Annotated in this window: 23 protein-coding genes; 14 read left to right on the top strand and 9 right to left on the bottom strand. The window is 66.0% G+C overall.

Annotated elements, in window-relative coordinates; all coding sequences use genetic code 11:
• The first annotated feature begins 93 nt into the window (after positions 1–93).
• The 3 genes from GD429_RS17205 (at position 94) to GD429_RS17195 (ending at position 4073) form a co-directional block, all read left to right on the top strand.
• Complete coding sequence (locus tag GD429_RS17205; protein WP_152858180.1) at positions 94–1242, top strand: hybrid-cluster NAD(P)-dependent oxidoreductase; 1149 nt, start codon at positions 94–96, stop codon at positions 1240–1242.
• A 133-nt stretch (positions 1243–1375) separates the two neighbouring features.
• Positions 1376–2239 (top strand): glycine betaine ABC transporter substrate-binding protein, encoded by an 864-nt coding sequence (locus tag GD429_RS17200; protein WP_152858178.1) that lies wholly within the window; start codon positions 1376–1378, stop codon positions 2237–2239.
• Between the two features lie 178 nt (positions 2240–2417).
• Positions 2418–4073 (top strand): APC family permease, encoded by a 1656-nt coding sequence (locus tag GD429_RS17195; RefSeq protein ID WP_152858177.1) that lies wholly within the window; start codon positions 2418–2420, stop codon positions 4071–4073.
• A 157-nt stretch (positions 4074–4230) separates the two neighbouring features.
• On the opposite strand, the gene purU is transcribed toward GD429_RS17195, so the two are convergent.
• Both purU and GD429_RS17185 read right to left on the bottom strand, forming a co-directional pair.
• Positions 4231–5106, bottom strand: a complete 876-nt coding sequence (gene purU / locus GD429_RS17190) for a formyltetrahydrofolate deformylase (protein ID WP_072441954.1) — start codon at positions 5104–5106, stop codon at positions 4231–4233.
• A 170-nt stretch (positions 5107–5276) separates the two neighbouring features.
• The gene (locus GD429_RS17185) at positions 5277–6188 is read right to left on the bottom strand and encodes a choline sulfate utilization transcriptional regulator (protein ID WP_152858175.1); all 912 of its coding nucleotides are present in this window, start codon (positions 6186–6188) and stop codon (positions 5277–5279) included.
• Positions 6189–6429: 241 nt separating this feature from the next.
• Between GD429_RS17185 and betC the strand changes: the two genes are divergently transcribed.
• The 3 genes from betC to GD429_RS17165 all read left to right on the top strand — a co-directional run bounded on the left by betC (position 6430) and on the right by GD429_RS17165 (position 10374).
• Positions 6430–7965, top strand: coding sequence for a choline-sulfatase (gene betC, locus GD429_RS17175; protein ID WP_152858173.1), 1536 nt, complete (start codon positions 6430–6432; stop codon positions 7963–7965).
• Between the two features lie 45 nt (positions 7966–8010).
• The gene (choX, locus tag GD429_RS17170; protein WP_152858171.1) at positions 8011–8976 is read left to right on the top strand and encodes a choline ABC transporter substrate-binding protein; all 966 of its coding nucleotides are present in this window, start codon (positions 8011–8013) and stop codon (positions 8974–8976) included.
• Positions 8977–9234: 258 nt separating this feature from the next.
• Complete coding sequence (locus tag GD429_RS17165) at positions 9235–10374, top strand: porin (protein ID WP_152858169.1); 1140 nt, start codon at positions 9235–9237, stop codon at positions 10372–10374.
• Positions 10375–10538: 164 nt separating this feature from the next.
• Here the strand turns inward: GD429_RS17165 and GD429_RS17160 are convergent, their stop codons facing one another.
• On the bottom strand, positions 10539–10880 hold the full coding sequence (locus tag GD429_RS17160; RefSeq protein ID WP_152858167.1) for a hypothetical protein: 342 nt from the start codon (positions 10878–10880) through the stop codon (positions 10539–10541).
• 234 nt (positions 10881–11114) lie between these two features.
• Positions 11115–11516: a hypothetical protein gene (locus tag GD429_RS17155; RefSeq protein ID WP_105391694.1), complete on the bottom strand. Its 402-nt coding sequence runs from the start codon at positions 11514–11516 to the stop codon at positions 11115–11117.
• A gap of 455 nt (positions 11517–11971) precedes the next feature.
• Between GD429_RS17155 and GD429_RS17150 the strand changes: the two genes are divergently transcribed.
• Positions 11972–13222: an MFS transporter gene (locus tag GD429_RS17150; protein ID WP_152858166.1), complete on the top strand. Its 1251-nt coding sequence runs from the start codon at positions 11972–11974 to the stop codon at positions 13220–13222.
• Positions 13223–13228: 6 nt separating this feature from the next.
• Here GD429_RS17150 and GD429_RS17145 read toward each other — a convergent pair whose 3' ends face one another.
• The 5 genes from GD429_RS17145 to GD429_RS17125 all read right to left on the bottom strand — a co-directional run bounded on the left by GD429_RS17145 (position 13229) and on the right by GD429_RS17125 (position 19394).
• Positions 13229–13591 (bottom strand): YbjQ family protein, encoded by a 363-nt coding sequence (locus tag GD429_RS17145; RefSeq protein ID WP_152858164.1) that lies wholly within the window; start codon positions 13589–13591, stop codon positions 13229–13231.
• 256 nt (positions 13592–13847) lie between these two features.
• Complete coding sequence (locus GD429_RS17140) at positions 13848–15101, bottom strand: M20/M25/M40 family metallo-hydrolase (RefSeq protein WP_152858162.1); 1254 nt, start codon at positions 15099–15101, stop codon at positions 13848–13850.
• Between the two features lie 79 nt (positions 15102–15180).
• On the bottom strand, positions 15181–16893 hold the full coding sequence (locus GD429_RS17135) for a M36 family metallopeptidase (RefSeq protein WP_152858160.1): 1713 nt from the start codon (positions 16891–16893) through the stop codon (positions 15181–15183).
• A gap of 484 nt (positions 16894–17377) precedes the next feature.
• Positions 17378–18322, bottom strand: coding sequence for a GlxA family transcriptional regulator (locus GD429_RS17130; RefSeq protein WP_111018779.1), 945 nt, complete (start codon positions 18320–18322; stop codon positions 17378–17380).
• Positions 18323–18449: 127 nt separating this feature from the next.
• Positions 18450–19394: a helix-turn-helix domain-containing protein gene (locus tag GD429_RS17125; RefSeq protein ID WP_152858322.1), complete on the bottom strand. Its 945-nt coding sequence runs from the start codon at positions 19392–19394 to the stop codon at positions 18450–18452.
• A gap of 262 nt (positions 19395–19656) precedes the next feature.
• On the opposite strand from GD429_RS17125, the gene GD429_RS17120 reads away from it, so the two are divergent.
• Genes GD429_RS17120 through GD429_RS17090 form a run of 7 tightly spaced genes read left to right on the top strand, consistent with a single transcriptional unit; the run spans position 19657 to position 25171 of the window.
• The gene (locus GD429_RS17120; RefSeq protein ID WP_152858158.1) at positions 19657–20814 is read left to right on the top strand and encodes an amine dehydrogenase large subunit; all 1158 of its coding nucleotides are present in this window, start codon (positions 19657–19659) and stop codon (positions 20812–20814) included.
• Positions 20815–20821: 7 nt separating this feature from the next.
• The gene (locus GD429_RS17115) at positions 20822–21376 is read left to right on the top strand and encodes a MauE/DoxX family redox-associated membrane protein (RefSeq protein WP_152858156.1); all 555 of its coding nucleotides are present in this window, start codon (positions 20822–20824) and stop codon (positions 21374–21376) included.
• Entirely contained in the window at positions 21373–21999 is a 627-nt protein-coding gene (gene mauD / locus GD429_RS17110) for a methylamine dehydrogenase accessory protein MauD (protein WP_152858154.1), read from the top strand. Before GD429_RS17115 ends, mauD begins: the two co-directional genes overlap by 4 nt.
• Before the next feature lie 39 nt (positions 22000–22038).
• A complete protein-coding gene (locus tag GD429_RS17105) occupies positions 22039–22587 on the top strand; it encodes a methylamine dehydrogenase light chain (protein WP_048243340.1) in 549 nt (182 codons plus the stop codon).
• Entirely contained in the window at positions 22584–23084 is a 501-nt protein-coding gene (locus GD429_RS17100; protein WP_152858152.1) for a c-type cytochrome, read from the top strand. Before GD429_RS17105 ends, GD429_RS17100 begins: the two co-directional genes overlap by 4 nt.
• 32 nt (positions 23085–23116) lie before the next feature.
• Positions 23117–23632 carry a c-type cytochrome gene (locus tag GD429_RS17095; RefSeq protein ID WP_152858319.1) on the top strand — a complete coding sequence of 172 codons (516 nt, stop codon included), beginning with the start codon at positions 23117–23119 and terminating at the stop codon, positions 23630–23632.
• Between the two features lie 33 nt (positions 23633–23665).
• A complete protein-coding gene (locus GD429_RS17090; protein WP_152858150.1) occupies positions 23666–25171 on the top strand; it encodes an aldehyde dehydrogenase family protein in 1506 nt (501 codons plus the stop codon).
• Positions 25172–25210 lie beyond the last annotated feature (39 nt).

Genomic DNA, 25210 nt, shown 5'->3' with positions numbered 1-25210 from the left:
GGAGCAACTGATGAAACGACCCCCACGCTCACTGCGTTCCCTGCCCCCCAAGGGGGCGGTCAGCCTCCTTGGGGCGGCCCGGCGGAGGCTGACATGATGCGAGATGCGGCCAATTTCGAGCCGACGGACAGCCGGGTGACACGCCCGGCGTTCTGGAACGCTCTTCCCGAGCGCTGGACGAGCGACGTCGAGGAAACGCTGGTGTGCTGCCAGGTGCGGCAGGAAACGCACGACGTGAAGAGTTTCTTCTTCCGTTCGCCGCAGGGTCGCTCGTTCTCGTTCGAACCCGGGCAGTTCTTGACGCTCGAGCTCGACATCGACGGCGAAACGATCAACCGCTGCTACACGATCTCGTCGTCGCCGGCGCGACCGCACACGGTGTCGATCACGGTCAAGCGCGTGCCGGGCGGCAAGGTGTCCAACTGGCTGCACGACAACCTGCAGCCGGGCGCATCGGTGCGCGTGCTCGGCCCGGCCGGCGAATTCACGTGTGCGCGGCATCCGGCGCGCAAGTACCTGTTCCTGTCGGCCGGCTCGGGCGTCACGCCGCTGATGTCGATGAGCCGCGCGCACCATGATCTCGCGGAAGATCGCGACATCCTGTTCGTGTACAGCGCGCGTACGCCGGACGACATCATCTTCGCACGCGAGCTCGACCTGATCGCGTCGAATCATACGAATTTCCGCACGTCATTCGTCGTCGAGCGCCTGGGCGCGCGCACCAACTGGCCGGGCGTCACGGGCTTCCTGACGCTGCCGCTGCTGAAGCTGATCGCGCCGGACTTCATGGAACGCGAAGTCTTCACGTGCGGCCCCGCGCCGTACATGAAGGCCGTGCGCGACCTGCTCGACGAAGCCGGTTTCGATCGCAAGCAGTATCACGAGGAGAGCTTCTCGTTCGAAACGCTTGCGCAGACCGCGAGCGACGAGTTGCTCGCCGATCTCGCGCCGCCGGCCGAAGGCGGCGACGCCGAGACGAAGCAGTACACGGTCAGCTTCGCGAAGAGCAACCGCGAGATCGCGTGCGGCTCGGAGCAGCACGTGCTCGACGCGGCGCGCCAGTCGGGCGTGCGGCTGCCGGCCTCGTGCACGCAGGGCATGTGCGGCACCTGCAAGGTGAAGCTCGTGTCGGGGCAGGTCGAGATGAAACACAACGGCGGCATCCGCCAGCGAGAGATCGACCAGGGGATGGTGCTGCTGTGCTGCAGCAAGCCGCTGTCCGATCTCGTGATCGACAAGTAGTCAAAACGCGCCATCGGCTGTCCGGGCGCGTCGCGTCCGGACAAGCATCCGTCGGAAAACAACGATACCGCGGATTTGTGGTTGAAGAACCTAGAGAGGCAACGCGCGCAGGCGCATATCAAGGAGATCGACCATGAAGTTGTTCGGAAAACTGTTGTGGACCGGCGCACTGTCGGCGATGGTGGCATTGAGCGCATCCGCGCTTGCCGATACGAAGCCGACGTTGAAGATCGGCTACGTCGAAGGCTGGGACGACAGCGTTGCCACGTCGAACGTCGCGGCCCGCGTCATCGAGAAGAAGCTCGGCTACCAGGTCAAGCTCGTGCCGGTCGCGGCCGGGATCATGTGGCAGGGCGTCGCGCGCGGCGATCTCGACGCGACGCTGTCCGCGTGGCTGCCGGTCACGCACGGCTCGTACTGGGATGAGTACAAGACCAAAGTCGTCGACCTCGGCGCGAATTTCGCGGATGCGAAGATCGGCCTGATTGTGCCGGACTATGTGAAGGCGAAGAGCATCGACGACCTGAACGCGGAGAAGGGCAGTTTCGGCGGCCGGATCGTCGGCATCGACGCGGGTGCCGGCGTGATGCGCAAGACCGACGAAGCGATCAAGAGCTACGGGCTGAGCTACACGCTGATGCCGAGTTCGGGCAGCGCGATGACGGCCGAGCTGTCGCGTTCGGTCAGCGCGAACAAGCCGGTCATCGTGACCGGCTGGGCGCCGCACTGGATGTTCGCGAAGTGGAAGCTGCGCTTCCTCGAGGATCCGAAGAAGGTGTTCGGCGGCGCCGAGCACGTCGACAGCGTCGCGAATCCGGGCCTCGAAGCGAAGGCCAAGCCGGTCGTCGCGTTCCTGAAGAAATTCCAGTGGAAGCCGGGTGAAATCGACAGCGTGATGCTGGCGATCCAGAACGGTTCGAAGCCGGAAGCGGCCGCCGACGCGTGGATTGCGGCGCATGCCGATCGCGTGAATTCGTGGACGGAGGGCGCGCAGTAAGCACTAAAATCTTTGTCATACGAAGCACCGTAAAAATACGCCGGGAATGACCTGAAGGAATCCGAAATAATCGTGAATTCATGCAGCCATATCCCGGTTTTCTTTTACTGATTCTGCAAGTAAGTGCTTAAGTTGTTACACTACGGCCCTTGTGCGGAGTCATCACAGGAGGATATGGATGAGTCAAGCAGGACTGCGTGCGAACAGCACCAGTGATGTCGAGGCAACCATCTCACATGATTCGACGGGCCACACTCTGCATCGTGGCCTGACTTGGAAAGACGCGTTCTGGGTAACGAGCGGCGTGCCGGCAGGCGTGCTGTTCACGATCGGCGGCGTATGCGCGACGATCGGCCAGCCCGCGTGGGCGATCTGGATCGCCGCGATCACGATGGGGTTGATCCAAAGCGCGACTTATGCGGAAATCTCGGGGCTATTTCCTCATAAATCGGGCGGCGCGTCGGTGTATGGCGCGATCGGCTGGGTCCGTTACAGCAAGCTGATTGCCCCGGTGTCCGTGTGGTGCAACTGGCTCGCGTGGTCGCCGATGCTCGCGCTCGGCTGCGGCCTCGCGGCGAGCTATGCGCTCACGAGTCTCTTTCCCGCCGACGCGGCGGTGCTGCACTGGCAGCTCAAGTTGGCGGACCTGAGCTTTATCAAGCCCGGCCTGTCCCTGCGGATCAACGCGACGTTCATCATCGCGACGATCCTGCTTCTCATCACGTTCAAGCTTCAGCACAGCGGTGCGTCGAAGGCTGCGCGCACGCAGCGCATTCTCGGCATCGCATCGCTCACGCCGCTGTTGATCGTCGGCATCGTGCCGTTCGTCACGGGCGACGTGCCGATGTCGAACCTGCTCCCGCTGCTGCCGCTCGGCCACGACGCGCAAGGCAATCTCACGGCCGCGACCTTCGGCTCGTGGAACGGGCAGGGCGTCACGATGGCGCTCGGCGCGATGTTCATGGCCGGCTGGGCGTCGTACGGTTTCGAAACCGCCGTTTGCTACACGCGTGAATTCCGCGATCCGCGCCGCGACACCGCGAAGGCGATCTTCTGGTCGGGTGCGTTGTGTCTCGTCGTGATGACGCTCGTGCCGCTGGCGTTCCAGGGCGCGCTCGGCACGCAGGCGATGCTCGATCCCGCGATCGGCGACGGCACCGGCGTCGCGGCCGCGATGGCGAAGATCGTCGGCGGCGGCGCGTGGGTCGCGAACGCGGTCGTCGTGATGCTGATGCTGTCGATCCTGCTGATCGTGATGACGTCGATGATGGGCTCGTCGCGCACGCTGTACCAGGCATCGGTCGACGGCTGGCTGCCGAAGTACCTGTCGCACGTGAACGAGCACGGCTCGCCCACGCGCGCGATGTGGACCGATCTCGGCTTCAACCTCGTGTTGCTGCTGATGTCGGACTACATGACGGTGCTGTCGATCTCGAACGTCTGCTACATGCTGTTCGTATTCCTGAATCTTCAGTCGGGCTGGATCCACCGGATGGATCGCGGCAACTGGGATCGACCGTTCCGCTGCCCGACGTGGCTGCTGGTCGGCGGCGCGATCTGCGGTTATGCGAACCTCGTGTATGTCGGCGCGGGTGCGAACCTGCAGGGCGAAGGTACGCTGCGCAACGGCTTGATCGCGATGCTGCTGATCGTGCCGGTGTTCCTCTATCGACACTACTGGCAGGACCGCGGCCGCTTTCCCGCGCAGATGCAGCGCGACATGGAGCTCGAGGTGCCGAAGCGCAGCATGTGGTTGAATCTGATGCCTTATGCGGCGCTGATCGGGGCGGGGCTGACGATCTGGTTGTCGTATTACTTTGCGTGGGTGAAGTGACGAAGTAATGCGCGTATCGCCGCGCGATGGTGCCGGAAACCGCACACGGGGCCGTCGCGTGAAGCGTCAGACGCAATGCGATTGCAAAATGGCCCGACCGGTACGCCGGTCGGGCCATTTTTCGTTTTCTTCGCGCTCGAACGAACGCGCCGCGCTGTTACGAAAACACCACCGTCCGATCCCCGTTCAAAAACACACGCCGCTCGATAAACGCCTTCACCGCACGCGCGAGCGTGATGCTTTCGACATCACGCCCCACCGCGAGCAACTGCTCCGGCCGCAGCGCGTGATCCACACGCTCGACGACCTGCTCGATGATCGGGCCTTCGTCGAGATCGTCGGTGACGAAGTGCGCGGTCGCGCCGATCAGTTTCACGCCGCGCGCATGCGCCTGGTGATACGGCTTCGCGCCCTTGAAGCCGGGCAGGAACGAATGATGGATGTTGATCGCGCGGTTCGCGAGCTTCGCGCTCGTCTCCTGCGACAGCACCTGCATGTAGCGCGCGAGGATCACGAGCTCGGCGCCGCTCGATTCGAAGAAATCGAGCCACTGCGCTTCCTGCTGCGCCTTCGTGTCGGCCGTGATCGGGAAGTGCCGGAACGGCAGCCCGTGCTGCGCGGCCATCGGCTCGAAATCGGGGTGGTTCGACACGATGCCGACGATGTCCATCTTCAGTTCGCCCATCCGCCAGCGGAACAGCAGGTCCGCGAGGCAGTGCTCGAGCTTCGACACCATGATCAGCACCTTCGGCCGCGCGTTCACGTCGTGGATCGCCCATTGCATGTCGCCGCCCAGGCCGGCCGCGATCGGCGCGAATTCCTGGCGCAACGCGTCGATCTGCAGCGTTTCATCCGTCGGATGAAAGACGCAGCGCACGAAGAAGCGGTTGCTGAGATCGTCGTCGAACACGTTCAGCGCATCGACATAGCAGCGATGGCGATCGAGAAAGCCGACGACGGCGGCGACCTGGCCGGCCGCGCTCGAGCACGACAGTGTCAGGACGAATTGATCGGGGCGGTGCTCGGCGGTCATGAGAATCCTCGGATGGCATGGGGCGCACGGCCGCGCGGCAGCGCACCAAAGCGTCGCGCCGCGCGGGTTGCGGGAGACTCAAGTAAATCAGGACGATTTTGGGGAGGATAGAACCAACGCGCCGTGTGGCTGGTATCGGTGCGCCAGCGCGCGGGGGCGGGCTTGGGCCGTCACGCGCTCGCGCTTGCGCACGCGTCGAGCAGCCAGCGCCGGAACACGTGGGTCGCGTCCGGCTCAGGCCGCTGCGGCGGCCGCACCAGGAAGTAGCCGCGCGACGTGACGACGGGTGCGTCGACGAGCTTCACGAGCTGGCCGGACGCGACGAGCTCGTCGACGAGCGGCGACCAGCCGAGCGCGACGCCTTCGCCAAGCAGCGCCGCGTGGATCACGAGCGCGTAGCTGTTGAAGGTCACGCCGCGCGCGGCGGCGGCCGTGTCGAGGCCGTGCGCGTCGAACCAGCCGGACCACGACAGCCAGCGCTCGGGGCGCGTCGGCTGCACGTGCAGCAGCGGCAGCGCGAGCAGTTGGTCGGCCCGCGCGACGTGCGGGTGCGCGTCGCGGAACGCGGGCGAGCACACGGGCGTGACGGATTCCGGAAAGAGCCGCGCGGCCGTGCACGACGGCCAGTGGCCGTCGCCGAACAGGATCGCGATGTCGCCGTGGTCGCGCTGCGCGTCGTAATCCTGTGACGTGACGACGCGCACGTCGACATCCGGCATCACGTGCTTCAGGCCCGCCAGGCGCGGCATCAGCCAGTAGGTCGCGAAACCGAAGTCGGTGACGATCGTGAGCGCGCCGTGCTCGCGGCGCGCGCGCAGCGTCGCGGTGGCGCCGCGCAGCGTGTCGAGGCTCAGCCGCACGGCTTCGTACAGGCACTGGCCGTCGGCCGTCAGCGTGACGCCGCGCGGGCTGCGCTCGAACAGCGGCACGCCGAGCTCGGCCTCGAGCTGGAACACCTGCTGGCTCACGGCCGGCTGCGTCGAGCCGAGCTCGCGCGCGGCGGCCGTGAAGCTCGCGAGCCGGGCGGCCGATTCGAATGCGCGCAGCGCCTGCATCGACGGTAACGGTTCGGATTTCGACATAAGTCCTTCTAATGGCCCCATAAGGGCAGGACGCCTACCCGCCCGAATTCGGGCGGGAGATAGTGCATCGGACGGTACGGCACACGCGCTTCACGGCCGCCGCGCCGGGCCTTTCCGCGATTCTAGCCAGTCGCGGCGGGCACGCGCGGCACTTTCTTCGGGCCGCCTCCGTCATGCCGGACGTCTCGCTGCCAAAGCGGCGCGCCGTTCCATTCGAACACCGTTTTCCCCACGACCGCCGATGACGAACCCGACACCCAACATCCTGATCCTGATGGCCGACCAGCTCACGCCGTTCGCGCTGCCGGCGTACGGCAACCGCGTCGCGCGCACGCCGACGCTCGACCGGCTCGCCGCGCAAGGCGTGGTGTTCGACGCCGCGTACTGCGCGAGCCCGCTGTGCGCGCCGTCGCGTTTCTCGCTGCTGACCGGCAAGCTGCCGTCGGGGATCGGCGCCTACGATAACGCCGCCGAATTGCCGGCGCAAACGCTGACGTTCGCGCACTACCTGCGCGCGGGCGGCTACCGGACGATGCTGTCCGGCAAGATGCATTTCTGCGGGCCCGACCAGTTGCACGGCTTCGAGGAGCGGCTCACGACCGACATCTATCCGGCCGATTTCGGCTGGGTGCCCGACTGGGACAGCCCGACCGAGCGGCCGAGCTGGTATCACAACATGAGCTCGGTGCTCGACGCGGGCCCGTGCGTGCGCACGAACCAGCTCGATTTCGACGACGAAGTCACGTTCGCCGCGAAGCAGAAGCTGTACGACGTCGCGCGCGAACGTGCGGCCGGGCACGATGCGCGGCCGTTCTGCATGGTCGTGTCGCTGACCCATCCGCATGACCCGTATGCGATCACGCGCGAATACTGGGATCTGTATCGCGACGACGAGATCGACATGCCGGCCGTGCGGCTCGATGCAGCGGACAGCGACCCGCATTCGCAGCGGCTGCGCTTCGTCTGCGAGAACGATCGCACGCCGCCGACCGACGCGCAGATCCGCGCCGCGCGCCGCGCGTACTACGGCGCAACCTCCTACGTCGATACGCAGTTCGGCAGCGTGCTCGCCGCGCTCGAGCAGTGCGGGTTCGCCGACGACACGATCGTGATCGTCACGTCCGACCACGGCGACATGCTCGGCGAGCGCGGGCTCTGGTACAAGATGACGTTCTTCGAAGGCGGCTGCCGCGTGCCGCTGATCGTCCATGCGCCGGGCCGCTTCGGCGCCGCGCGCGTGCGCGGGCCGGTGTCGCACGTCGACCTGGTGCCGACGCTCGTCGACCTGGCCGGCGCCGCGCCCGCCGGCGGCTGGCCGGACCCGGTCGACGGCGCGAGCCTCGTGCCGCACCTGCACGGCACGCCCGCGCACGATGTCGCGCTTGGCGAATACCTGGCGGAAGGCGCGGTCGCGCCGGTCGTGATGATCCGCCGCGGCGACTGGAAATACGTGCATTGCCCGGCCGATCCCGACCAGCTCTACAACCTCGCCGACGATCCGCGCGAGCTGACGAACCTGGCCGGCTCGCCGGAAGCCGCCGGCGTGCTCGCGGCGTTCCGCGTTGAAGCCGCGCAGCGCTGGAACCTGCCCGAGCTGGACCGGCAGGTGCGCGCGAGCCAGCGGCGCCGGCGCTTCCATTACGCGGCGGCGACGCAGGGCCGCATCCATGCGTGGGACTGGCAGCCGTTCACCGACGCGAGCCAGCGTTACATGCGCAATCACATCGAACTCGACACGCTCGAGGCGATGGCGCGTTTTCCGCGGGTCGGGCGCTGAGCGTCCCGCATCGCGATCATTGACGAACGACGGAGGAAGCTGGCGATGGAACGGCAATGCAATGCAGCAATCCGGGTCGGCGCGGCGCTCGCCGCGGCCGCCTGCCTGATGACGACACAGGGCGCGCATGCGGCCGACCCGCAGACGTGCAGCGACGTGAAGATGGCGGCGCCCGGCTGGACCGACATCGACGCGACGAACGCGATGGCGGGCGTCGTGCTGAAGGCGCTCGGCTACCGGCAGGACGTGGCGAACCTGTCGGTGCCGATCACGTACCAGGGGCTCAAGAAAGGGCAGGTCGACGTGTTCCTCGGCAACTGGATGCCCGCGCAGGCGCCGCTCGTGAAGCCGTTCGTCGAAGATAAATCGATCGACGTGCTGCACGCGAACCTGAGCGGCGCGAAGTTCACGCTTGCGGTGCCCGACTACGTCGCGGCCGCGGGCGTGCATACGTTCGCCGATCTCGCGCGCTATGCCGACCGCTTCGGCGGCAAGATCTACGGGATCGAGCCGGGCGCGCCCGCGAACCAGAACATCAAGCTGATGCTGTCCGACCACGCGCTCGGCACGGCCAGCTGGTCGCTCGTCGAATCGAGCGAGACGGGAATGCTCACGCAGGTCGAGCGCGCGGTGCGCGACAAGCGCTGGATTGTATTTCTTGCGTGGGAGCCGCATTTGATGAACACGAAGTTCCATCTGACCTACCTGTCGGGCGGCGATGCGTACTTCGGCCCGAACTACGGCGGCGCGACGGTCAACACGGTCACGCGCGCCGGGTTCGCCGGCCAGTGCGCGAACCTTGCGCGGCTGTTCCGGCAGATGACGTTCTCCGTCGACGTCGAGAACCGGATGATCGCCGACATGCTCGACCACAAAACGTCGCCCGCGCTCGCGGCGCAGCACGCGCTGAAGGCCGACCCGGCGCTGGTCGCCGGCTGGCTGGACGGCGTGACGACGGCCGCCGGCGCACCGGGCCTGCCGGCCGTGCGCGCGGCCCTCGACGGCCGCTGACCCCGCCTCCGGGCGGCCGGTTTTTGCCGTGCCGCCCGTCTACGTGTTTTCCCGACCCGTCGCATCGTGACCATTTAGTGTCGCCTTCAGACGGGTGACCCGAAATATGGGTTTGTATTTTTTCGCCAATGGCTGCGTTATTGCGAAAAACGAAATGCCGAAGCCAGCGGGCGTACTGAATTCGAATCCACCGGCGCATCGCGGCACGCGCCGGAACGAGATTCTTTCCATCGAACGGTTCAGGGAGGGTGGTCGATAATGAAGCACACGAAAGTCGCCGTAGCCGCCGCGCTTGCATGCGCGGCCTGCATTCCCGCCATCGGGCACGCGCAAAGCAGCGTGACGCTGTACGGGATTCTCGACGCGGGCATCACGTATGTGAACAACACCGGCGGCTCGCACGTGGTCAAGTTCGACGACGGCGTCTCATACGGGAACCGCTTCGGCCTGAAGGGCACGGAAGACCTGGGCGGCGGCCTGAAGGCCGTGTTCACCCTCGAGAGCGGCTTCCACCTCGGCAACGGGCAGCTCGGCTTCGGCGGCGCGGAGTTCGGCCGGCAGGCGTATGTCGGCCTGCAGAACGACTGGGGCACGCTGTCGTTCGGCAACCAGCTCGACATCACGAACGAACTCGTGTCGATCTACAACATCTCGGCGTGGGGCAGCGGTTATGCGATCCACCAGGGCGACTTCGACCGCTTCAACGGCGACCGCCTGCCGAATTCGGTGAAATTCCTGTCGAACGACCTCAGCGGCTTCAAGTTCGGCGCGATGTACTCGTTCGGCAACGTCGCGGGCAACTTCCACCGCAACAGCGCATGGAGCGCGGGCGCGAGCTTCACGAAGGGCGACTTCTCGATCGGCGCCGCGTACACGCGCCTGAACAACCCGAACGGCATCTACGCGTTCGACCCGTACGCGATGATCGGCACGCACACGTTCCTCGGCCAGCAGACGGTTACCGTCGATCCTGCGACCGGCGCGCGCACCGACCTGTTCTCGAACACGCCGATGAACGTCGACAGCCAGGGCACGTTCGGCATCGGCTCGAGCTACACGATCGGCAAGCTGACGCTCGACGCCAACTTCTCGTATACGACGATCAAGGGTTTCGGCCAGTCGTCGCACATGCAGGTGTATGAAGGCGGCGGCTTGTACCAGTTCACGCCGGCGCTGAGCCTGATCGCGGGCTACCAGCATACGCGCTTCGAAGGCCATCACTGGAACCAGGGCACGGCGGGCCTGCACTACCTGCTGTCGAAGCGCACCGACGTGTATATCTCCGGCGATTACCTGCGCGCGTCGCAAGGCGTCGATGCGGTGGTCGGCTACAGCTTCACGCCGTCGACGACGCAGACGCAGGCCGACGTGCGGATCGGGATGCGGCATTCGTTCTGAGCGGGGTGGTTTAGAGCAGCGACGTCTTCAGCGAGGTCTCTCTTTGGCGCGAACTGCGGTTCGCGCTTTTTTTTTCTTCGGGGATTTCCGGGGGGCTGTCCGACCCTGAAGTGACCTTCGGCTTTCTCAAATGCGGACATTTCGTTTTTCGTCGCGCCGCACTTTTAGCGCCCCACACGAATGTGAGCGTCACGCGAGAAATCGTATGTCTTTAGCACCGGACGGATAGCGTCGATTAATTTATCCGTGTGGACGCTCATCATATAGATGGACGCCTTGCCACCATCGATTGTCACTTCATCACCATCCAGCTCGCCTAACTTCGTCTCCCTCGCTACCGATTCCAGCTCGTCTTCCAGCTGGTGTAGTCGCGTCAAATCAAGGCTGCCATAGTCCACGGCGATCACAATTTGATTGCTTTCGGCAAGGGGCGTCGCCCATGTTGGCTTTCCGAAAACGAGAAACAGGAAAAGTACAGCGCATTGGGTCAGTAAACGTTGGTTCATAGATTTTTCGTTAGTCAAGCATAGCGAGGCACAGCGGCGACGGGCTTCGATTGTCAACGATTCTGACCTCCAGATCGACCGGTTGAATCCGCCGCCATGAAGCGCAGTTCGGCCGGGGCATGTAACGGTCGCGAGCTCCCGTCGTCCATGCACAGCCTCCCGATCATGAAGCGTAGCCACGCCGGGGAGCCTCTTTCCGTTTGGCCCGGTGGGTTCAAAAAGTCAGCGGACAAGCTATCCGAAAACCCGAGCCCATACCGCCCGAAGGCGTCGCGCGCGGTCTTCGAAGAGATATGAGGCCGCCAGCGTCAAGAGACCTGAAATCGCACCCGTCACGATGTGCTCGACATAGGGGATACGGTAGTGACTCGTGTGCGAGTAGGCATCGCCCAACGTTGTCAGGACGCCAACGACCAGCGCATTGCCGTATCGATGCGCGTAGAGTTTCGCCAAAGGCGTGAAAGTCAAAAGTACAGCCAGGAGCCCGGTAAGCAGACCTGTATGAAACGCAATAGTCCAGTGGGCAAGGCTCATGATATTGCCCCAGCTCCCCGGCATGCAGGTCATGCACGCACTGGTCGGCTGCCAGAAACGCTGGATAAACAGTCTGACGCGGTGCTTCCACTCGGTTGACATGATGCATTCCCATCAATGCCGTCGTCACGGCCGAGGCCACCGCACGTATCGTTGAAGCAGTTTCCAAACCCTTTAACGAGCTTGCCGCCTCGTCACGGATGGGTTGGTCGTGCGCAGTAGAGGCCGAGCAACAACTTGGACATGGGGAAATACTACTCCACGATCAGACGGCCGCTGCTTCGACCGAGACCGGAACTCAACGCTTGCGTCTGTCGGTGCGGGGTGGGGCGGCTGCGCCGGTGTAGTGCGCTCCTGCCTCGGCCGATCGACCGGCCGGTTTGCCGTGATTGACATATCATCGCGATTTGGCCGCGTCTGCGCTGTCCAGCCGACCGTCTCCACGACCGGGGACCGATATCGCGTCGCGATGGGCAAGTCGTTGCGCAAGCACGTACATGCGCAGGTAGCCGCTCGTTGAGCGGTTGCGTCACGCACCGCCGATTGCCGAGACCCCGATGACCGCCCCTTTACCCGAATCCGCCCCTTCCTCCCCGTTACCCGCCAACCTGTTCCGTCACGCCCCGTTCCAGCGCTTCTGGGGCACACGCGTGATGTCGTCCCTGGCTTTCCAGATCCTGTCGGTCGCGATCGGCTGGTACGTGTATGCGCTCACGCACAGCGCGTTCGCACTCGGTCTCGTCGGTCTCGCGCAGTTCGTGCCGATGTTCGCGCTGACGCTCGTCGTCGGGCAGGTGGCCGACCGCTACGACCGGCGGCGCATCGCGACGATCTGCCAAGGCGTCGAGGCGCTGGCCGCCGGCGTGTTCCTGCTCGGCGCCGCGCAAGGGTGGCTGACCGCGCCGGCCGTGTATGCGCTCGCGGCGATCGTCGGCACGGCCCGCGCGTTCGAGTCGCCGTCGGTGTCGTCGCTGCTGCCGGCCGTCGTGCCGCGCACCGACCTGCCGCGCGCGACCGCGCTGTCGACGTCCGCGAACCAGGCCGCGCAGATCCTCGGTCCCGCGTTCGGTGGGCTGCTTTACGGTGTCGGTGCGCCCGTCGCATTCGGCACGAGCGTCGTGGCATTCGCGATCGCGGCGGTGCTGAGCGGCACGATCCCGCTGCGCAGCGCGCCACCTGCACGCGAGCCGGTCACGCTGCGCTCGGTGTTTTCGGGGATCGCGTTCATCCGGCGCGAACCGGCGATCCTCGGCGCGCTGTCGCTCGACCTGTTCGCGGTGCTGTTCGGCGGCGCGACCGCGCTGCTGCCGATCTACGCGCGCGACATCCTGCAGGTCGGGCCGTGGGGGCTCGGCGCATTGCGCGCGGCGCCCGCGGTCGGCGCGCTCGCGGGCACGCTGTGGCTCACGCGCTTTCCGCTGAAAGGGCGGCCGGGCCGCGCGATGTTCGGCGGCGTGATCGCGTTCGGCATCGCGACGATCGTGTTCGGGCTGTCGCGGCACTTCGCGCTGTCGCTCGTTGCGCTAGCCGCGCTCGGCGCGTCGGACGTGGTCAGCGTCGTCGTGCGCCTGTCGCTCGTGCAGCTTCGCACGCCCGAGGACATGCTCGGGCGCGTGAGCGCGGTCAATTCGCTGTTCATCGGCACGTCGAACCAGCTCGGCGAATTCGAATCGGGCGTGACGGCCGCATGGTGGGGCGCACCGACGGCGATCGTCGTCGGCGGTGCCGCGACGATTGCCGTCGCGCTCGCGTGGATGCGGCTGTTTCCGCAGCTCACGAACATGAAGTCGCTCGAGCGCGACGTGTGATGCGTATCACGCGTCCTGCATCACGCGCACGGCCGTGCCGTAGCAGATGACTTCCGTGACGCCCGACCCGATCTCGGTCGAGTCGTAGTGCATCGCGACGACCGCATTCGCGCCGAGCTTGCGCGCATCGGCGAGCATCTTGTCGAATGCCTGCTGGCGCGCTTTCTCGCACAGCGACGTGTAGAGCGTGATGTTGCCGCCGAAGATCGTCTGCAGCGATGCGCCGAACGAGCCGACGATCGAGCGCGAACGCACGATGATGCCCTGTGCGACGCCGAGCGAGCGAACGGTCGTATGGCCGGGCAGGTCGAATGCGGTCGTGACGCGAGCGGGCGACAGATCGTCGACGGAGCGGGTGGTGTCGGTCATGAAGAGAAGTGTGTAGCGGAGTGGCAGAGTGACGATTCTATCCGGATGAGCGCGCGCGTCCGGTTCGATCGAGTCAATCGCACGGCACGTGTTGCGTCATGAAGCCTCCGTGGGGGCGCGCTGGCTTCGGGCGTGCGTCTCTACGGGACGCTGGGCGAGGTGGTCCGATCAAGGTCGTCCGGGAGGAAGCGTGTGCGAACCCGCGAGCACACGCTTCCTTCGTGTCCGGATAGACGAACGACCCGGCCGCTCGCCGTCAGGGCTTCGCGACTACGGTGCCATCCCCGCCAAGATCGATTGCATAGGCCAGCGCCAGCTTGCCGAACTTCAGCGCATGATTCGCCTGGCGATCCGAGTTCTCCAGCGTGTCGTTCACGGTATGGATATATGGACTGTCGTTCTGGTCGGCCTCGAACGGGAACGACGCCGGATAGCCCTGCGCATTCCACGACGCATGATCCGAGCACGCATACCCGCACTGCGACGTGCCGATCGCGAGTTCCGGCAGGTAGGTCTTCGCCAGATTCGTCAGGTACGTGTTCTGCGATGCGTTCGTGTAGTCGGTAATCAGATAGATGTCCTTCGGATCGCCCTTGTAGTTCGTCATGTCGAGCTGCAGCACGCCGACCACGTTCGCATTCTGCGCGCGGAACTGCTTCGCGATCGCCTTCGAGCCGAGCAGGCCGGCCTCTTCTGCCGCGTACCCGACAAACTTGATCGTCCGCTTCGGCCGGTAGTTGTTCGCGAGCAGCACGCGCAGCGCTTCGGTGAGGCTCGCGATGCCCGATGCGTCGTCGTCCGCGCCGGGCGAGCGCGTGTTCTCCGTCGTGCGGCCGACGGTCGAATCGAGGTGGCCGCCCAGCACGACGGTGCCCGCGGCCGGATCGCTGCCGCGGATCGTCAGGATCACGGATTTCTGCGGAAAGCCCGTGTGTGCGAACTGTTCGACGGTGATGTCGGCGCGTGCGCCCGCCAGTTGCTTCCACTGCAGCGCGAGCCAGTCCGATGCGGCAACGCCGTGCGACGTCGTGTAGTAGCGGTTCGTGAAGCCGGACAGCGACGTGATCGTGCCGACGATGTTGCTGGCCTGCAGTTGCTGGATCCAGGTGCCGATCTGCGGCGCATTCGACACCTTGTACGCGGGTGCTGCGGCCTGCTTCGCGAGCGACGGCGGCAGCGGCTGCAGCGCCTGGCGCGCTTCGTCGAACGAGTCGTGCGCGACGTAGCCGGGCCCGTGGCCGCGCGTGTGGTGGACGGCATGGGCCAGCTCGCCGAGTCGCGAATCGTCGATCTCGACGACGTGAACGGTTTCGCGGCGCGCGGCGCCGTCGGCGGTCTTGCCGGCATCGACCGCCGTGCTGTATTGCGCGGTCGCGCTTGCGTCGATGCGTTGAAGCTGGCGGAACGCCGCATCGCCGAGCGTGATCCACACGGGGGCCGCATGCGCGGCGGCGGACAACAGCATGCCGCCCAGCGCGGCGCTCAGATGAGTCAGTTTCAGAGTAGGCATGTTCGATCTCGCGAGGGTAACGAAGTCGGGGAAGAGGGCGCGCCGCAGGTCGTGCGCTGCGCCCCCGCCTGCTGCGGAATTACGATTTCTGCGGCACGGTCACGCCGTACGTGCAGCTCTTGTTGTACGCATTGCCGATCGCCGTGAGTTGCGCGCTGCTGTAGCCGAGCGCGGAGGCGGCCGTCAGCACGGCCTGCGCGGCGGCCTTCTGGTTGGTCGAGCCGTTGGTCATCGACAATCCCTTCAGGAACGCCTTGTCCATCGCCTGCGCGCCGATCGCGTCGCGCGCGACGAGGTTGCACGATGCCCAGTACTGGCCGGCCGTGTGGATCTCGGCACCGCGCGCCTGCGCATAGGTGCGCCCGACGTTCCAGTTGGTCACGCGGCCGCCCCAGAATTCGTTGTGGCCGTCCCAGTTGTAGACCCAGTGGTACTGCGCATCCGACGGGCTCCACTGGTTGAAGTCGCGACTGTACGCAGCGGCGAGATAGTCGCCGGTGCCTTCGGACAGCCCCTCTTGTTGCGACAGGCCGCCGTTGGTCACCCAGTCGTGGATGCCGTGGCCGAGTTCGTGGATCACGACGTCCGCATCTTCCGCGTCGTCGACACCGCCCTGCCCGAAGGTCAGCCGGCCGCTGCTCGACGAGTACGACGAGTTGTCGTCGCCCGATTCGCCGTGCGGGTCGTACTGCACGCCGCCCGTGTACTGGTACGGCAGCGCCTTGATTCCGAGCGTCTGGTTCACGTAGCGCAGGAAAGTGTCGATGTGGTAGTACGCGTTCGCGGCCTCGAAATACAGGTTGCCGCGCGTGAATTCGAACGCGGGCGTCGACTGCAGCGGGCACGCGTTGTCGCGCGGCGCGTCGAAGTCGACGCACACCGCATACGGGCCCGACAGCGCATAGCGCGCGCCCGACTGCGCGAGATCCTTCAGCGTCACGCGCACACGCGCGGCCGTGAGCTGGGTCGAATCGGCGTCGCTGCTGTCCTTGTAGCCGGTGCTGCCGTAGCTGCTCTTGGTCGGCGACAGCGGGTCCGGCCGGAACACGAAGCCGGTGCCGTCGGTCGCATAGAACGCCTTGTCCTCGGCGCGCAGCACTTCGCCGCTGCCTGAATCGATCAGCAGTTCCCAGTCGCCCTTCGGGCCGTCCTGCGGGCGGCCGCGCACCTTCCATGCGGTGTGCGTGCCGGCCTTGTCGACGAACGCGACGAGCTGCGCATCGAGATTCGTGAAGCCGCTCACGCCGAGATACGCGCGCGCACGGTCGAGCGCCTGCTGCTGGTCGACGGCCTGCGACTTGCGCGACGTCGCGACCACGCCGTTGATCGTGTTGCTCGCAACGTACAGGATGCGGCCGTCCTTCGCGACCGTCACCGCGATGTCGCTGCCATATACGGGCAGCCCGGTTGCCTGCTGCTGCAGGCGCACGACGGTGAAGTCGGCATCGTTGCGTTCCGACGTGACGACGAGACTCGCGAGCGCGGTCGCGTCGAGCCCGAGCTGCGTCGCCTGCGTTGCGACGAAGTCGCGCGCGGTTGCGGCGGGCGTCGCGGCAGCCTTCTTCACACGATACGCGGGGTTGTACAGCGTGACGGCGACGCCGTCCGCGCGGAACTGCCCGGCGGCCGTATCGGCTTTCGCGGCGGGCGGCGCGACGCCGCGCGTCAGGCTTTCGCGCAGGCTCGCTGCCTGCGGATTCGAGACCTTCGTATCGGCCGCGGCGGCGCCGACGATGCCGAAACCGAGCGCAAGGCCCAGGGCGAGCGGCAATGCTTTGCGTGATGTCTGCATACGTGATCCTCATCTCAACGGTTGGACACGCCCGCGCGCTCGTGGCGCGCAGGCACGACACGGCCCGCGCGCCGGTTCGATGGAACCGGTGCGGCGAAGCGGTGTTGGGAGCGTCGACTGACTAAGGAAACCTAAATGTCAGGTCGAAAAGAAACAGGCGGAGGAAGGAGCGGGGAAGCGAACGGAAGGCAGGTGCGGCGACGGCGAAGCGAGCATCGTCATGTCATACCCCTCGGATCGATATCGATATCGGTCGGCAGCCTGCGCGGATCGACGTGCGTCGGATCCGGTCTCTCATCTCGTTAGGCTGCCTATCTAATTGCTAATTGCGAGGTATGTTACAGAATATTTTCATCGACATTGCAATTTATTTTCGACGATCGCTTCGGTCCGTCGATCGATCGCCGGCATTGTTCAGCGAGCGGCGGGAAACGCCGCCGGAACGCGCAATTCCGCGCAGGATTGTGATTAAAACCCGCGACGATCAGCGTGTTGCACGACGGTCGCTGCGCGGGCTCAAGCCGAACCTCGCGCGATACGTGCGCGAGAAATGCGACGGCGATTCGAACCCGCACGCGACGCACACCGACGTGATGCTCATGTCGGTCTGCTGCAGCAGTTCGCGAGCACGATCGAGGCGCAGGTTCAGGTAGAAATGCGTCGGTGTGTCGTTCAGCGTCGCGCTGAACAGCCGTTCGAGCTGGCGTCGCGTGATCGATACGTCCTGCGCGAGCGCGTCGGAGCCGAGCGGATTTTCCATGTGCCGCTGCATCGTGCCGATCACCTGGATCAGCTTGCGGTTGTGCACGCCGTAGCGCGCGGCGATCTCGAGCCGCTGGCTGTCCGAGCGCTGCCGGATGCGGCTGACGACGAACTGCTCGGAGATCGCCGCCGCGAGATCGGCGCCGTGCCGGCGCCCGATCAGGTCGAGCATCATGTCGATCGACGCGGTGCCGCCCGCGCAGGTGATGCGCCGGTCGTCGATCTCGAACAGCTCCTGCGTCGCGTTCAGGCCCGGATAGCGTTCGCGGAACGCGGCCAGCGCTTCCCAGTGCAGCGTCAGCGGCTGCGACGCGTCGAACAGCCCGGCTTCCGCGAGCACGAAGCTGCCCGTGTCGATGCCGCCGAGCGTCGCGCCGTGCCGGTGCTGGCGGCGCAGCCAGTCGCCGATTGCGCGCGTGTAGCACACGAGCGGATCGAAGCCCGCGACGACGAACACCGTATCGACCTGCGCGACGTCCGCGCACGCGGCTTCGGCGGCGACGGGAATGCCGTTGCTCGCGGCGACCGGTGCACCGTCGGCGCTGATCACGTGCCAGCGGTAGAGCTCGGTGCGGAAGCGGTTCGCGACGCGCAGCGGCTCGACCGCGGACATGAAGCCGAGCGCGGAGAAGCCGGGCAGCAACAGGAAGTGGAAATCCTCGGGCATCGGGGCAGGGGATGGAATCCGGTGGTCGTCGCACATCGCACGGGATTGCGGACGGACGGGCACATGCCGCGGCCGGCTCGCAGGCGCCGAACGGTCAGCGGAAGATTATCGCGGGTTTTGCTCGTCTTCAGCGCGTTTTTGCGGTGCGCACCGAGCGGCGCGCCGTGGCCGACGGCAGTTCGCCGAATTGCGCCTTGTACGCGTTCGCGAAATGGCCGAGATGGATGAAGCCCCAGCGCGCGGCCACGTCGCTGATCGGCAGGTCGGCCTGCCGCGTGTCGAGCAGCATCCGCCGCACCTGCGACAGGCGCAGCGAGCGTACGTAGTGCAGCGGGCTGGTCTGCACGACCGACTGAAAGCTGTTCTGCATCGTGCGCCGGCTCACGCGCAGCTGCGCGCACAGGCTCAACACGTCGACGGGCGCTTCCGGGTGGCCGATCACGTAGTCGTGCACGCGGCGCACGATGTCGGCGCGGCACGCATGCGTGAGCCGGTTCGACGGCTCGGGCATCCGGTATGTAAGGAGATCGACGAGCATGTTGCCGATCTCGCCGCGCAGTTCGCGTTGCGCGCGCATGTCGCCGAACGTGTCGGGCGACGACAGCACGCGTTCGAGCTGCGTCGCGATCTGCACGCTCGCGCGCATCAGCACGGCCGTCGGCAAGTCGACGACGCCGCGCCGCAGCGTCGCTGCGTCGAGCCGGACATCGGCCGCATCCTCGACCTGTAGCAGCAGCTCGGCGTCGACGACGACACCGATCAGTGACATGTCGTCCGGCGAATGCAGTTCGAACGGCGCACCGCCGCGCGCCATCACCATCGTGCCGCGTTCGATGCGCGCGCCGCCGAACGCGAATGCGCCCGAGCCGGTGAGCGGCATGCCGAACACCGTGTGACCGGGCGGCAACTGTCCACGCTGGATGATGCGCACGTTCGCGGCTTCCTGGAACAACTCGATGCCGTCGAGCACGGCGTGCTTGACCACGCTGCGATACGCGCCCGAACCGATCTGGTCGTAGCGCTGGTTCCAGCCGCGCAGCGCGTCGGCATGCCGGTCCGCGTCGTCGAACATCTCGTGAAACACGAACACAGCGCCTCCAGGGGTGTCGATCAGGACCGCGGAAGATTAAACCGACCGAGCGGTCGGCGCAATAAGGTCGAGCGCTATTCCGCGCGTATTCGTCAGAGGGTCGGAAGCCGCGTCCGCACGCGGCTTTCAGGCGCATTTCCAATATCCCGAATCGGCACGCACGCGTTGCCGGTCCTGGTGCTGACCGGATTTTTTGTCGAACTACAGTCGCCCCACATCAAGTGAATTCCCAACTGGAGGCGACATGAGGACAACGCGACGAACCGCGGCGCTCGCGGCGACGCTGGCGTTCGCGGCGGCATGGGTCGGCAGTGCATGCGCGACGGAAAAACCCGAGGAGCTGGTCGTGCAGAAGATGCCGCCGTGGCATCCGCACGAGGTTTATATCGTCGACATCTCGATGCCGTCGATGACCGACGGGCGCATCTACGTGTACGACGCCGACGCGAAGAAGCTGCTCGGCCAGATCGACGGCGGCTTCGGCCCCGGCTTCGCGATTTCGCCCGACCACAAGACGAGCTTCGTCGCGACCACCTACTTCTCGCGCGGCTCGCACGGCACGCGTACCGACGTCGTCGAGATGACCGACAACACGACACTCGATCACGCGGGCGAGATCGTGATTCCGCCGAAGCACGGGCAGCATGTGCCGTCGCCGTACAACACCGCGTTCAGCACCGACGGCAAGCGGCTGTACGTCGCGAACATCACGCCGGCCGCGTCGGTGACGGTGATCGACGCCGTCTCGAAGAAGGTGCTGTCGGAGATCGACACGGCCGCGTGCGTGCTCGCGTATCCGTCGGCGAACGACCGTTTCACCGCGCTGTGCGAAAGCGGCAAGGCGCTGACCGTCACGCTCGATGCGAGCGGCAAGGAAACGAAGCGCACGATGTCGGATGCATTCATCGACGTCGACAAGGATCCGGCATTCGTGAACGCGTCGCCATACAAGGGCGCTTATCTGTTCACGACATACGGCGGCAACGTGCGCAGCGCCGATTTCAGCGGCGACAAGCCGGCGTTCGGCAAGTCGTGGCCGCTGCTGACGGACGCCGAGCGCGCCGAAGGCTGGCGCCCGGGCGGCATGCAGCAGACGGCCGTGCAGGCGAAGCAGAACCGCTACTACGTGCTGATGCACAAGGGCGGCGATGGCTCGCACAAGGATCCCGGCACGCAGGTGTGGGTATACGACCTGAAGTCGAAGCAGCGTGTCGCGCGCTGGGATCTCGCGCAGCAGAAGATCGATCCGCTCGTGTCGATCCAGGTCAGCGAGGACGACAAGCCGCTGTTCTACGGGCTGACGGCGACGTCCGACCTCGTCGTGATGGACGCGCATACCGGCAAGCTGCGCAACGTAGAGAAGCAGATCGGCAATACGTCGACGCTGCTCGTCAATCCGTGAGGCCGCGATGATTCTCGATCCCGTACTCGCCACCAGCGCGCAGGCCGGCGCGGCCGTCGTCGTGCTGCTCGGCGCCTTCGCGAAGATGCGCCGGCCCGCCGCGTTCCGCCACGTGCTTGCCGGCTACCGTTTGCTGCCCGACGCGCTGACCGCGCCTGTCGCGTTCGCGATTCCGCTTGCGGAAGCCGTCTGCGCCGCGGCGCTGCTGTTTCCCGATACGCGCGTGGCCGGCGCGATCGGCCTGATCGCGTTGCTCGTGATCTTCGCCGCCGGGCTTGCGATCAACCTGATGCGCGGCCACACCGACATCGACTGCGGCTGTTCCGGCTTCACCGCTGCGCGCGCGGATGCGCCGCGCGGCATCGGCTGGCTGCATGTCGGCCGCGTGCTGCTGCTCGCCGCGCTGGCCGCAACCGCGCTCGTCGCGCCGGGCACGCGCACGGTCGTGTGGTTCGACTACCTGACGCTGTTCTTCTCCGTATTGCTGATCGTCTGCGCGCTGCTCACCGTCGACGTGCTGCTCGCCAACGTACCGCGCCTTTCCCACCTGAGGAATTCATGATGCAAACCGCTCTCACCGTTTCCACCGCACTGCTGTGGGTTGCCGTCCTCGCGCTCGGCGCGATCTGCCTCGCGCTGGTGCGCCAGATCGGCATCCTGTACGAACGCATCATGCCGGCCGGCGCGCTGATGATCGACAAGGGGCCGGCGGTCGGCGCGATCGCGCCGACGTTCGAGCTGACCGATATTCGCGGCTCGCAGGTGAAGGTCGGCGGCATCGACGCATCGGGCAAGGCGACGCTGCTGTTCTTCCTGTCGCCGACGTGCCCGGTCTGCAAGAAGCTGCTGCCGCTGCTGCCGTCGCTGCAGGCGAGCGAATCGACACCGGTGAACATCGTGCTCGCGAGCGACGGCGATTTCGGCGAACACGCACGCTTCGCGCAAAAGCACGACCTCGCGCGCTTCCCGTACGTGCTGTCGCAGGAACTCGGCCTCGCGTACCAGATCGGCAAGCTGCCGTACGCGGTGCTGCTCGACGAGACCGGCGCGGTGCGCGCGAAGGGGCTCGTCAACACGCGCGAGCATCTCGAGAGCCTGTTCGAGGCGAAGGAGCGCGGCGTCGCTTCGCTGCAGCAGTTCGTGCACGGCGATCACAGCCACGACGCCCACGCGCAGCACGCATGATCGGCCGAACCTCTTACAACGTCATTGGAGAACAACGACATGGGCCTGTTTGATTCATGGTTCGAGCGATCGGCGCGCGGCGTCGCGCAGCACAGTTCGCGGCGCAGCGCGATGGCAAAGCTCGGCAAGGTGCTGGTGGGATCGGCGATGCTGCCGCTGCTGCCCGTCGATCGCACCGCGTATGCGGCCGATGCGGCGTCGGGCGCATCCGCTGCGTCCGGCGGCGCGGCCGCAGCGGGGGCCAGCGACGATCCGATGAGCTGCGACTACTGGAAGTACTGCGCGATCGACGGCTGGCTTTGCAGCTGCTGCGGCGGGACGTCGAGCAGTTGCCCGCCGGGCACGACGCCTTCGCCGATCACGTGGATCGGCACCTGCCGCAACCCGCACGACGGTTCGGACTACATCGTGTCGTACAACGACTGCTGCGGCAAGACGTCGTGCGGAAAGTGCTTCTGCAATCGCAACGAGCGCGAGAAGCCGCTGTACAAGCTGTCGTTGAACAACGACATCAACTGGTGCATGGCGAACGGTAATTCGAATTACCACTGTTCGGTTTCGGTTCTGCTCGGAGCGGCAAAGCAATGAAAGTGAAGCAAGCGGGAAAAATCGTCGTCGCGTGCGTGGCGACCGTTGCGGCAATCGCGTTGCCGGGCATCGCCGGCGCGCAGCAGGCCGTGCATTACCCGGCCGGCAAGAGCCTGTTCGACGCGCAGTGCGCGGTATGCCACCAGGCGGGCGGCAAGGGGCAGGACGGCCTCGCGCCGCCGCTGACCGAGTATCCGGGCAAGTACGCGGCGGCCGAAGCCGGGCGTGCGCAACTGGTCGCGACGCTGCTGCACGGGATGTTCGGCGAGATCAAGGTGCACGACAAGAGCTACAACTTCAAGATGCCGTCGTTTGCGAGCGCGAGCGACGACGATATCGCGCACGTGCTCAACTACGTCGTGATCGACCTCGATGCACGGCAAGGCAACGCGAAGCCGTTCACCGCGGCCGAGATCCGCGCGGCGCGCGCGAAGGAGGTGGACGGCACGGCCGTTCATGCGCAACGCGCCGTGGTGGTCAAGGAGTTGGGCCTGTGAACGTTGCCTGGGCATCGCGCGTTGGCGAGCCGATGCGGCGCGCGCGGCGCACGTCGAAGGCGGCATCGCGGGTCGGCGGCCTGTCGCGTCGGCTGCCGTCGCTGTTGCTGCTTGCCGGCACTGTCGCATGCGTGACCGCTGCACCCGCGCATGCCGACGGTGCGGCCGACGCGGCGCTCGCGCGGCAGCACTGGGTGCTCAACTGCATGGGCTGCCATACGGCGACGGGCGGCGGCATTCCCGGCAAGGTGCCGCCGCTCGCGAACTCGCTCGGCTATTTCACGCATCTGCCGGCCGGGCGCGAATACGTGATGCGCGTGCCCGGCGCGTCGAACTCGGCGCTGTCGGATCAGGATCTGGCCGACGTACTCAACTGGGTGCTCACGACGATGAACCGCGATGCGCTGCCGCGCGACTTCAAGCCCTATACGGCAGCCGAAGTCGCCGCGCACCGAAGGCCTGCCTTTTCCGACGTCGCGACCGTGCGCGTCGGCCTCGTCCGCGCGTTGCAGGCACGCGGGATCGACGGCGTCACGGATCGCTACTGATCGACTCAATCAAGAAATCGAGGAGGAGTGAACATGGAGACGAACGAAACATTTCCGTTGCTCGATGCAACCCGCGCGTTTCTCGCGAAGCAGAAGAAGATGTTGATCGGTGCCGAGTGGACCGACGCCGCGTCGGGCCGCCAGCTCGACGTCGTGAACCCGGCCGACGGCACCGTGATCGCGCGCGTGCCCGAAGCGGACGAACGTGACGTGCAGCAAGCCGTTGCCGCCGCGCGGCGCGCATTCGATGCGGGGCCGTGGCGCACCGCGAAGACCACCGACCGCGAGCGCCTGCTGCTCGAGCTCGCCGACCTGATCGAAGCCAATGCGCGCGAGCTTGCCGAAATCGAATCGCTCGACAACGGCAAGCCGGTGATGGTGGCGCAGGGGCTCGACGTCGCAATGGCCGCGCAGTGCTTCCGCTACATGGCCGGCTGGGCGACGAAGATCGAAGGCAGCGTGATCGATGCGGGCATGCCGTACATGCCGGGCAGCGAAGTCTTCACCTATACGCGCAAGGAGCCCGTCGGCGTGGTCGGCGCGATCATTCCGTGGAATTTCCCGCTGTTGATGGCGGCATGGAAGATTGCGCCCGCGCTTGCGACCGGTTGCACCATCGTGCTGAAGCCCGCGGAAGATACGCCGCTGAGCGCACTGCGCCTGTGCGAGCTGATTCAGCAGGCCGGGTTCCCGGACGGCGTCGTCAATATCGTCACCGGTTACGGCCACACGGCAGGGGCCGCGTTGTCGCGCGATCCGCGCATCGACAAGATCGCGTTCACCGGCTCGACGCAAACGGGCAAGACGATCGGTCACGCGGCGCTCGACAACATGACACGGATGTCGCTCGAACTCGGCGGCAAGTCGCCGGTGATCGTGCTGCCCGACGTCGATCTCGACAAGGCCGCGCTGGGCGTTGCGAACGCGATCTTCTTCAACCAGGGGCAGGTGTGTACGGCCGGTTCGCGCGCATACATCCATGCGAAGGTGTTCGACGGCGTGATCGAACGCGTCGCGAAGATCGCCGCGAGCCTGAAGATCGGCCCGGGGATGGACCCGTCGACGCAGATCGGCCCGCTCGTATCGGCGAAGCAGCGCGAGCGCGTGTGCGGCTATATCGATTCGGGGTTCGAAGAAGGCGCACGCGCCGCCGCGGGCGGCCGCGCGATCGACGGCCCCGGCTTCTTCGTCGAGCCGACCGTGCTGGTCGATACGACGCAGGCGATGCGCGTCGTGCGCGAGGAGATCTTCGGGCCGGTGCTGGTCGCGATGCCGTTCGACGATGTCGACACGGCCGTGCAGCTCGCGAACGACACGCCGTATGGTCTCGGCGCGAGCATCTGGTCGAACGACCTTTCCGCGATTCACAAGCTCATCCCGCGCATTGCAGCCGGCACGGTGTGGGTCAACTGCCATTCGCTGCTCGACAACGCGATGCCGTTCGGCGGGATGAAGCAGTCGGGTTTCGGCCGTGAACTCGGTCGTGCGGTGATCGACCAGTACACGGAAAGCAAGTCCGTGATGATGAACTACGCGTAAACGCGGATGCGAGCGTTGCCGGGGCGCCGGCAACGCTCG

The organism is Burkholderia sp. BE17, assembly GCF_009362305.1.
GTDB classification, from domain to species: domain Bacteria; phylum Pseudomonadota; class Gammaproteobacteria; order Burkholderiales; family Burkholderiaceae; genus Burkholderia; species Burkholderia pyrrocinia_C.
Note: the sequence above shows the minus strand (reverse complement) of the source record. Positions and strands in the feature narration are given on the sequence as shown.

What these genes read in the sequence shown, in the direction of transcription:
- betC (WP_152858173.1), top strand. Translation starts at nt 6,430, where the DNA reads ATGACGAACCCGACACCCAACATCCTGATCCTGATGGCCGACCAGCTC.
- GD429_RS17115 (WP_152858156.1), top strand. Translation starts at nt 20,822, where the DNA reads ATGATTCTCGATCCCGTACTCGCCACCAGCGCGCAGGCCGGCGCGGCC.
- GD429_RS17140 (WP_152858162.1), bottom strand. Translation starts at nt 15,101, where the DNA reads ATGCCTACTCTGAAACTGACTCATCTGAGCGCCGCGCTGGGCGGCATG.
- GD429_RS17160 (WP_152858167.1), bottom strand. Translation starts at nt 10,880, where the DNA reads ATGAACCAACGTTTACTGACCCAATGCGCTGTACTTTTCCTGTTTCTC.
- GD429_RS17165 (WP_152858169.1), top strand. Translation starts at nt 9,235, where the DNA reads ATGAAGCACACGAAAGTCGCCGTAGCCGCCGCGCTTGCATGCGCGGCC.
- GD429_RS17105 (WP_048243340.1), top strand. Translation starts at nt 22,039, where the DNA reads ATGGGCCTGTTTGATTCATGGTTCGAGCGATCGGCGCGCGGCGTCGCG.
- GD429_RS17150 (WP_152858166.1), top strand. Translation starts at nt 11,972, where the DNA reads ATGACCGCCCCTTTACCCGAATCCGCCCCTTCCTCCCCGTTACCCGCC.
- mauD (WP_152858154.1), top strand. Translation starts at nt 21,373, where the DNA reads ATGATGCAAACCGCTCTCACCGTTTCCACCGCACTGCTGTGGGTTGCC.
- GD429_RS17205 (WP_152858180.1), top strand. Translation starts at nt 94, where the DNA reads ATGATGCGAGATGCGGCCAATTTCGAGCCGACGGACAGCCGGGTGACA.
- GD429_RS17100 (WP_152858152.1), top strand. Translation starts at nt 22,584, where the DNA reads ATGAAAGTGAAGCAAGCGGGAAAAATCGTCGTCGCGTGCGTGGCGACC.
- choX (WP_152858171.1), top strand. Translation starts at nt 8,011, where the DNA reads ATGGAACGGCAATGCAATGCAGCAATCCGGGTCGGCGCGGCGCTCGCC.
- GD429_RS17200 (WP_152858178.1), top strand. Translation starts at nt 1,376, where the DNA reads ATGAAGTTGTTCGGAAAACTGTTGTGGACCGGCGCACTGTCGGCGATG.
- GD429_RS17155 (WP_105391694.1), bottom strand. Translation starts at nt 11,516, where the DNA reads ATGTCAACCGAGTGGAAGCACCGCGTCAGACTGTTTATCCAGCGTTTC.
- GD429_RS17195 (WP_152858177.1), top strand. Translation starts at nt 2,418, where the DNA reads ATGAGTCAAGCAGGACTGCGTGCGAACAGCACCAGTGATGTCGAGGCA.
- GD429_RS17095 (WP_152858319.1), top strand. Translation starts at nt 23,117, where the DNA reads ATGCGGCGCGCGCGGCGCACGTCGAAGGCGGCATCGCGGGTCGGCGGC.
- GD429_RS17145 (WP_152858164.1), bottom strand. Translation starts at nt 13,591, where the DNA reads ATGACCGACACCACCCGCTCCGTCGACGATCTGTCGCCCGCTCGCGTC.
- GD429_RS17135 (WP_152858160.1), bottom strand. Translation starts at nt 16,893, where the DNA reads ATGCAGACATCACGCAAAGCATTGCCGCTCGCCCTGGGCCTTGCGCTC.
- GD429_RS17090 (WP_152858150.1), top strand. Translation starts at nt 23,666, where the DNA reads ATGGAGACGAACGAAACATTTCCGTTGCTCGATGCAACCCGCGCGTTT.
- GD429_RS17130 (WP_111018779.1), bottom strand. Translation starts at nt 18,322, where the DNA reads ATGCCCGAGGATTTCCACTTCCTGTTGCTGCCCGGCTTCTCCGCGCTC.
- purU (WP_072441954.1), bottom strand. Translation starts at nt 5,106, where the DNA reads ATGACCGCCGAGCACCGCCCCGATCAATTCGTCCTGACACTGTCGTGC.
- GD429_RS17120 (WP_152858158.1), top strand. Translation starts at nt 19,657, where the DNA reads ATGAGGACAACGCGACGAACCGCGGCGCTCGCGGCGACGCTGGCGTTC.
- GD429_RS17125 (WP_152858322.1), bottom strand. Translation starts at nt 19,394, where the DNA reads ATGTTCGACGACGCGGACCGGCATGCCGACGCGCTGCGCGGCTGGAAC.
- GD429_RS17185 (WP_152858175.1), bottom strand. Translation starts at nt 6,188, where the DNA reads ATGTCGAAATCCGAACCGTTACCGTCGATGCAGGCGCTGCGCGCATTC.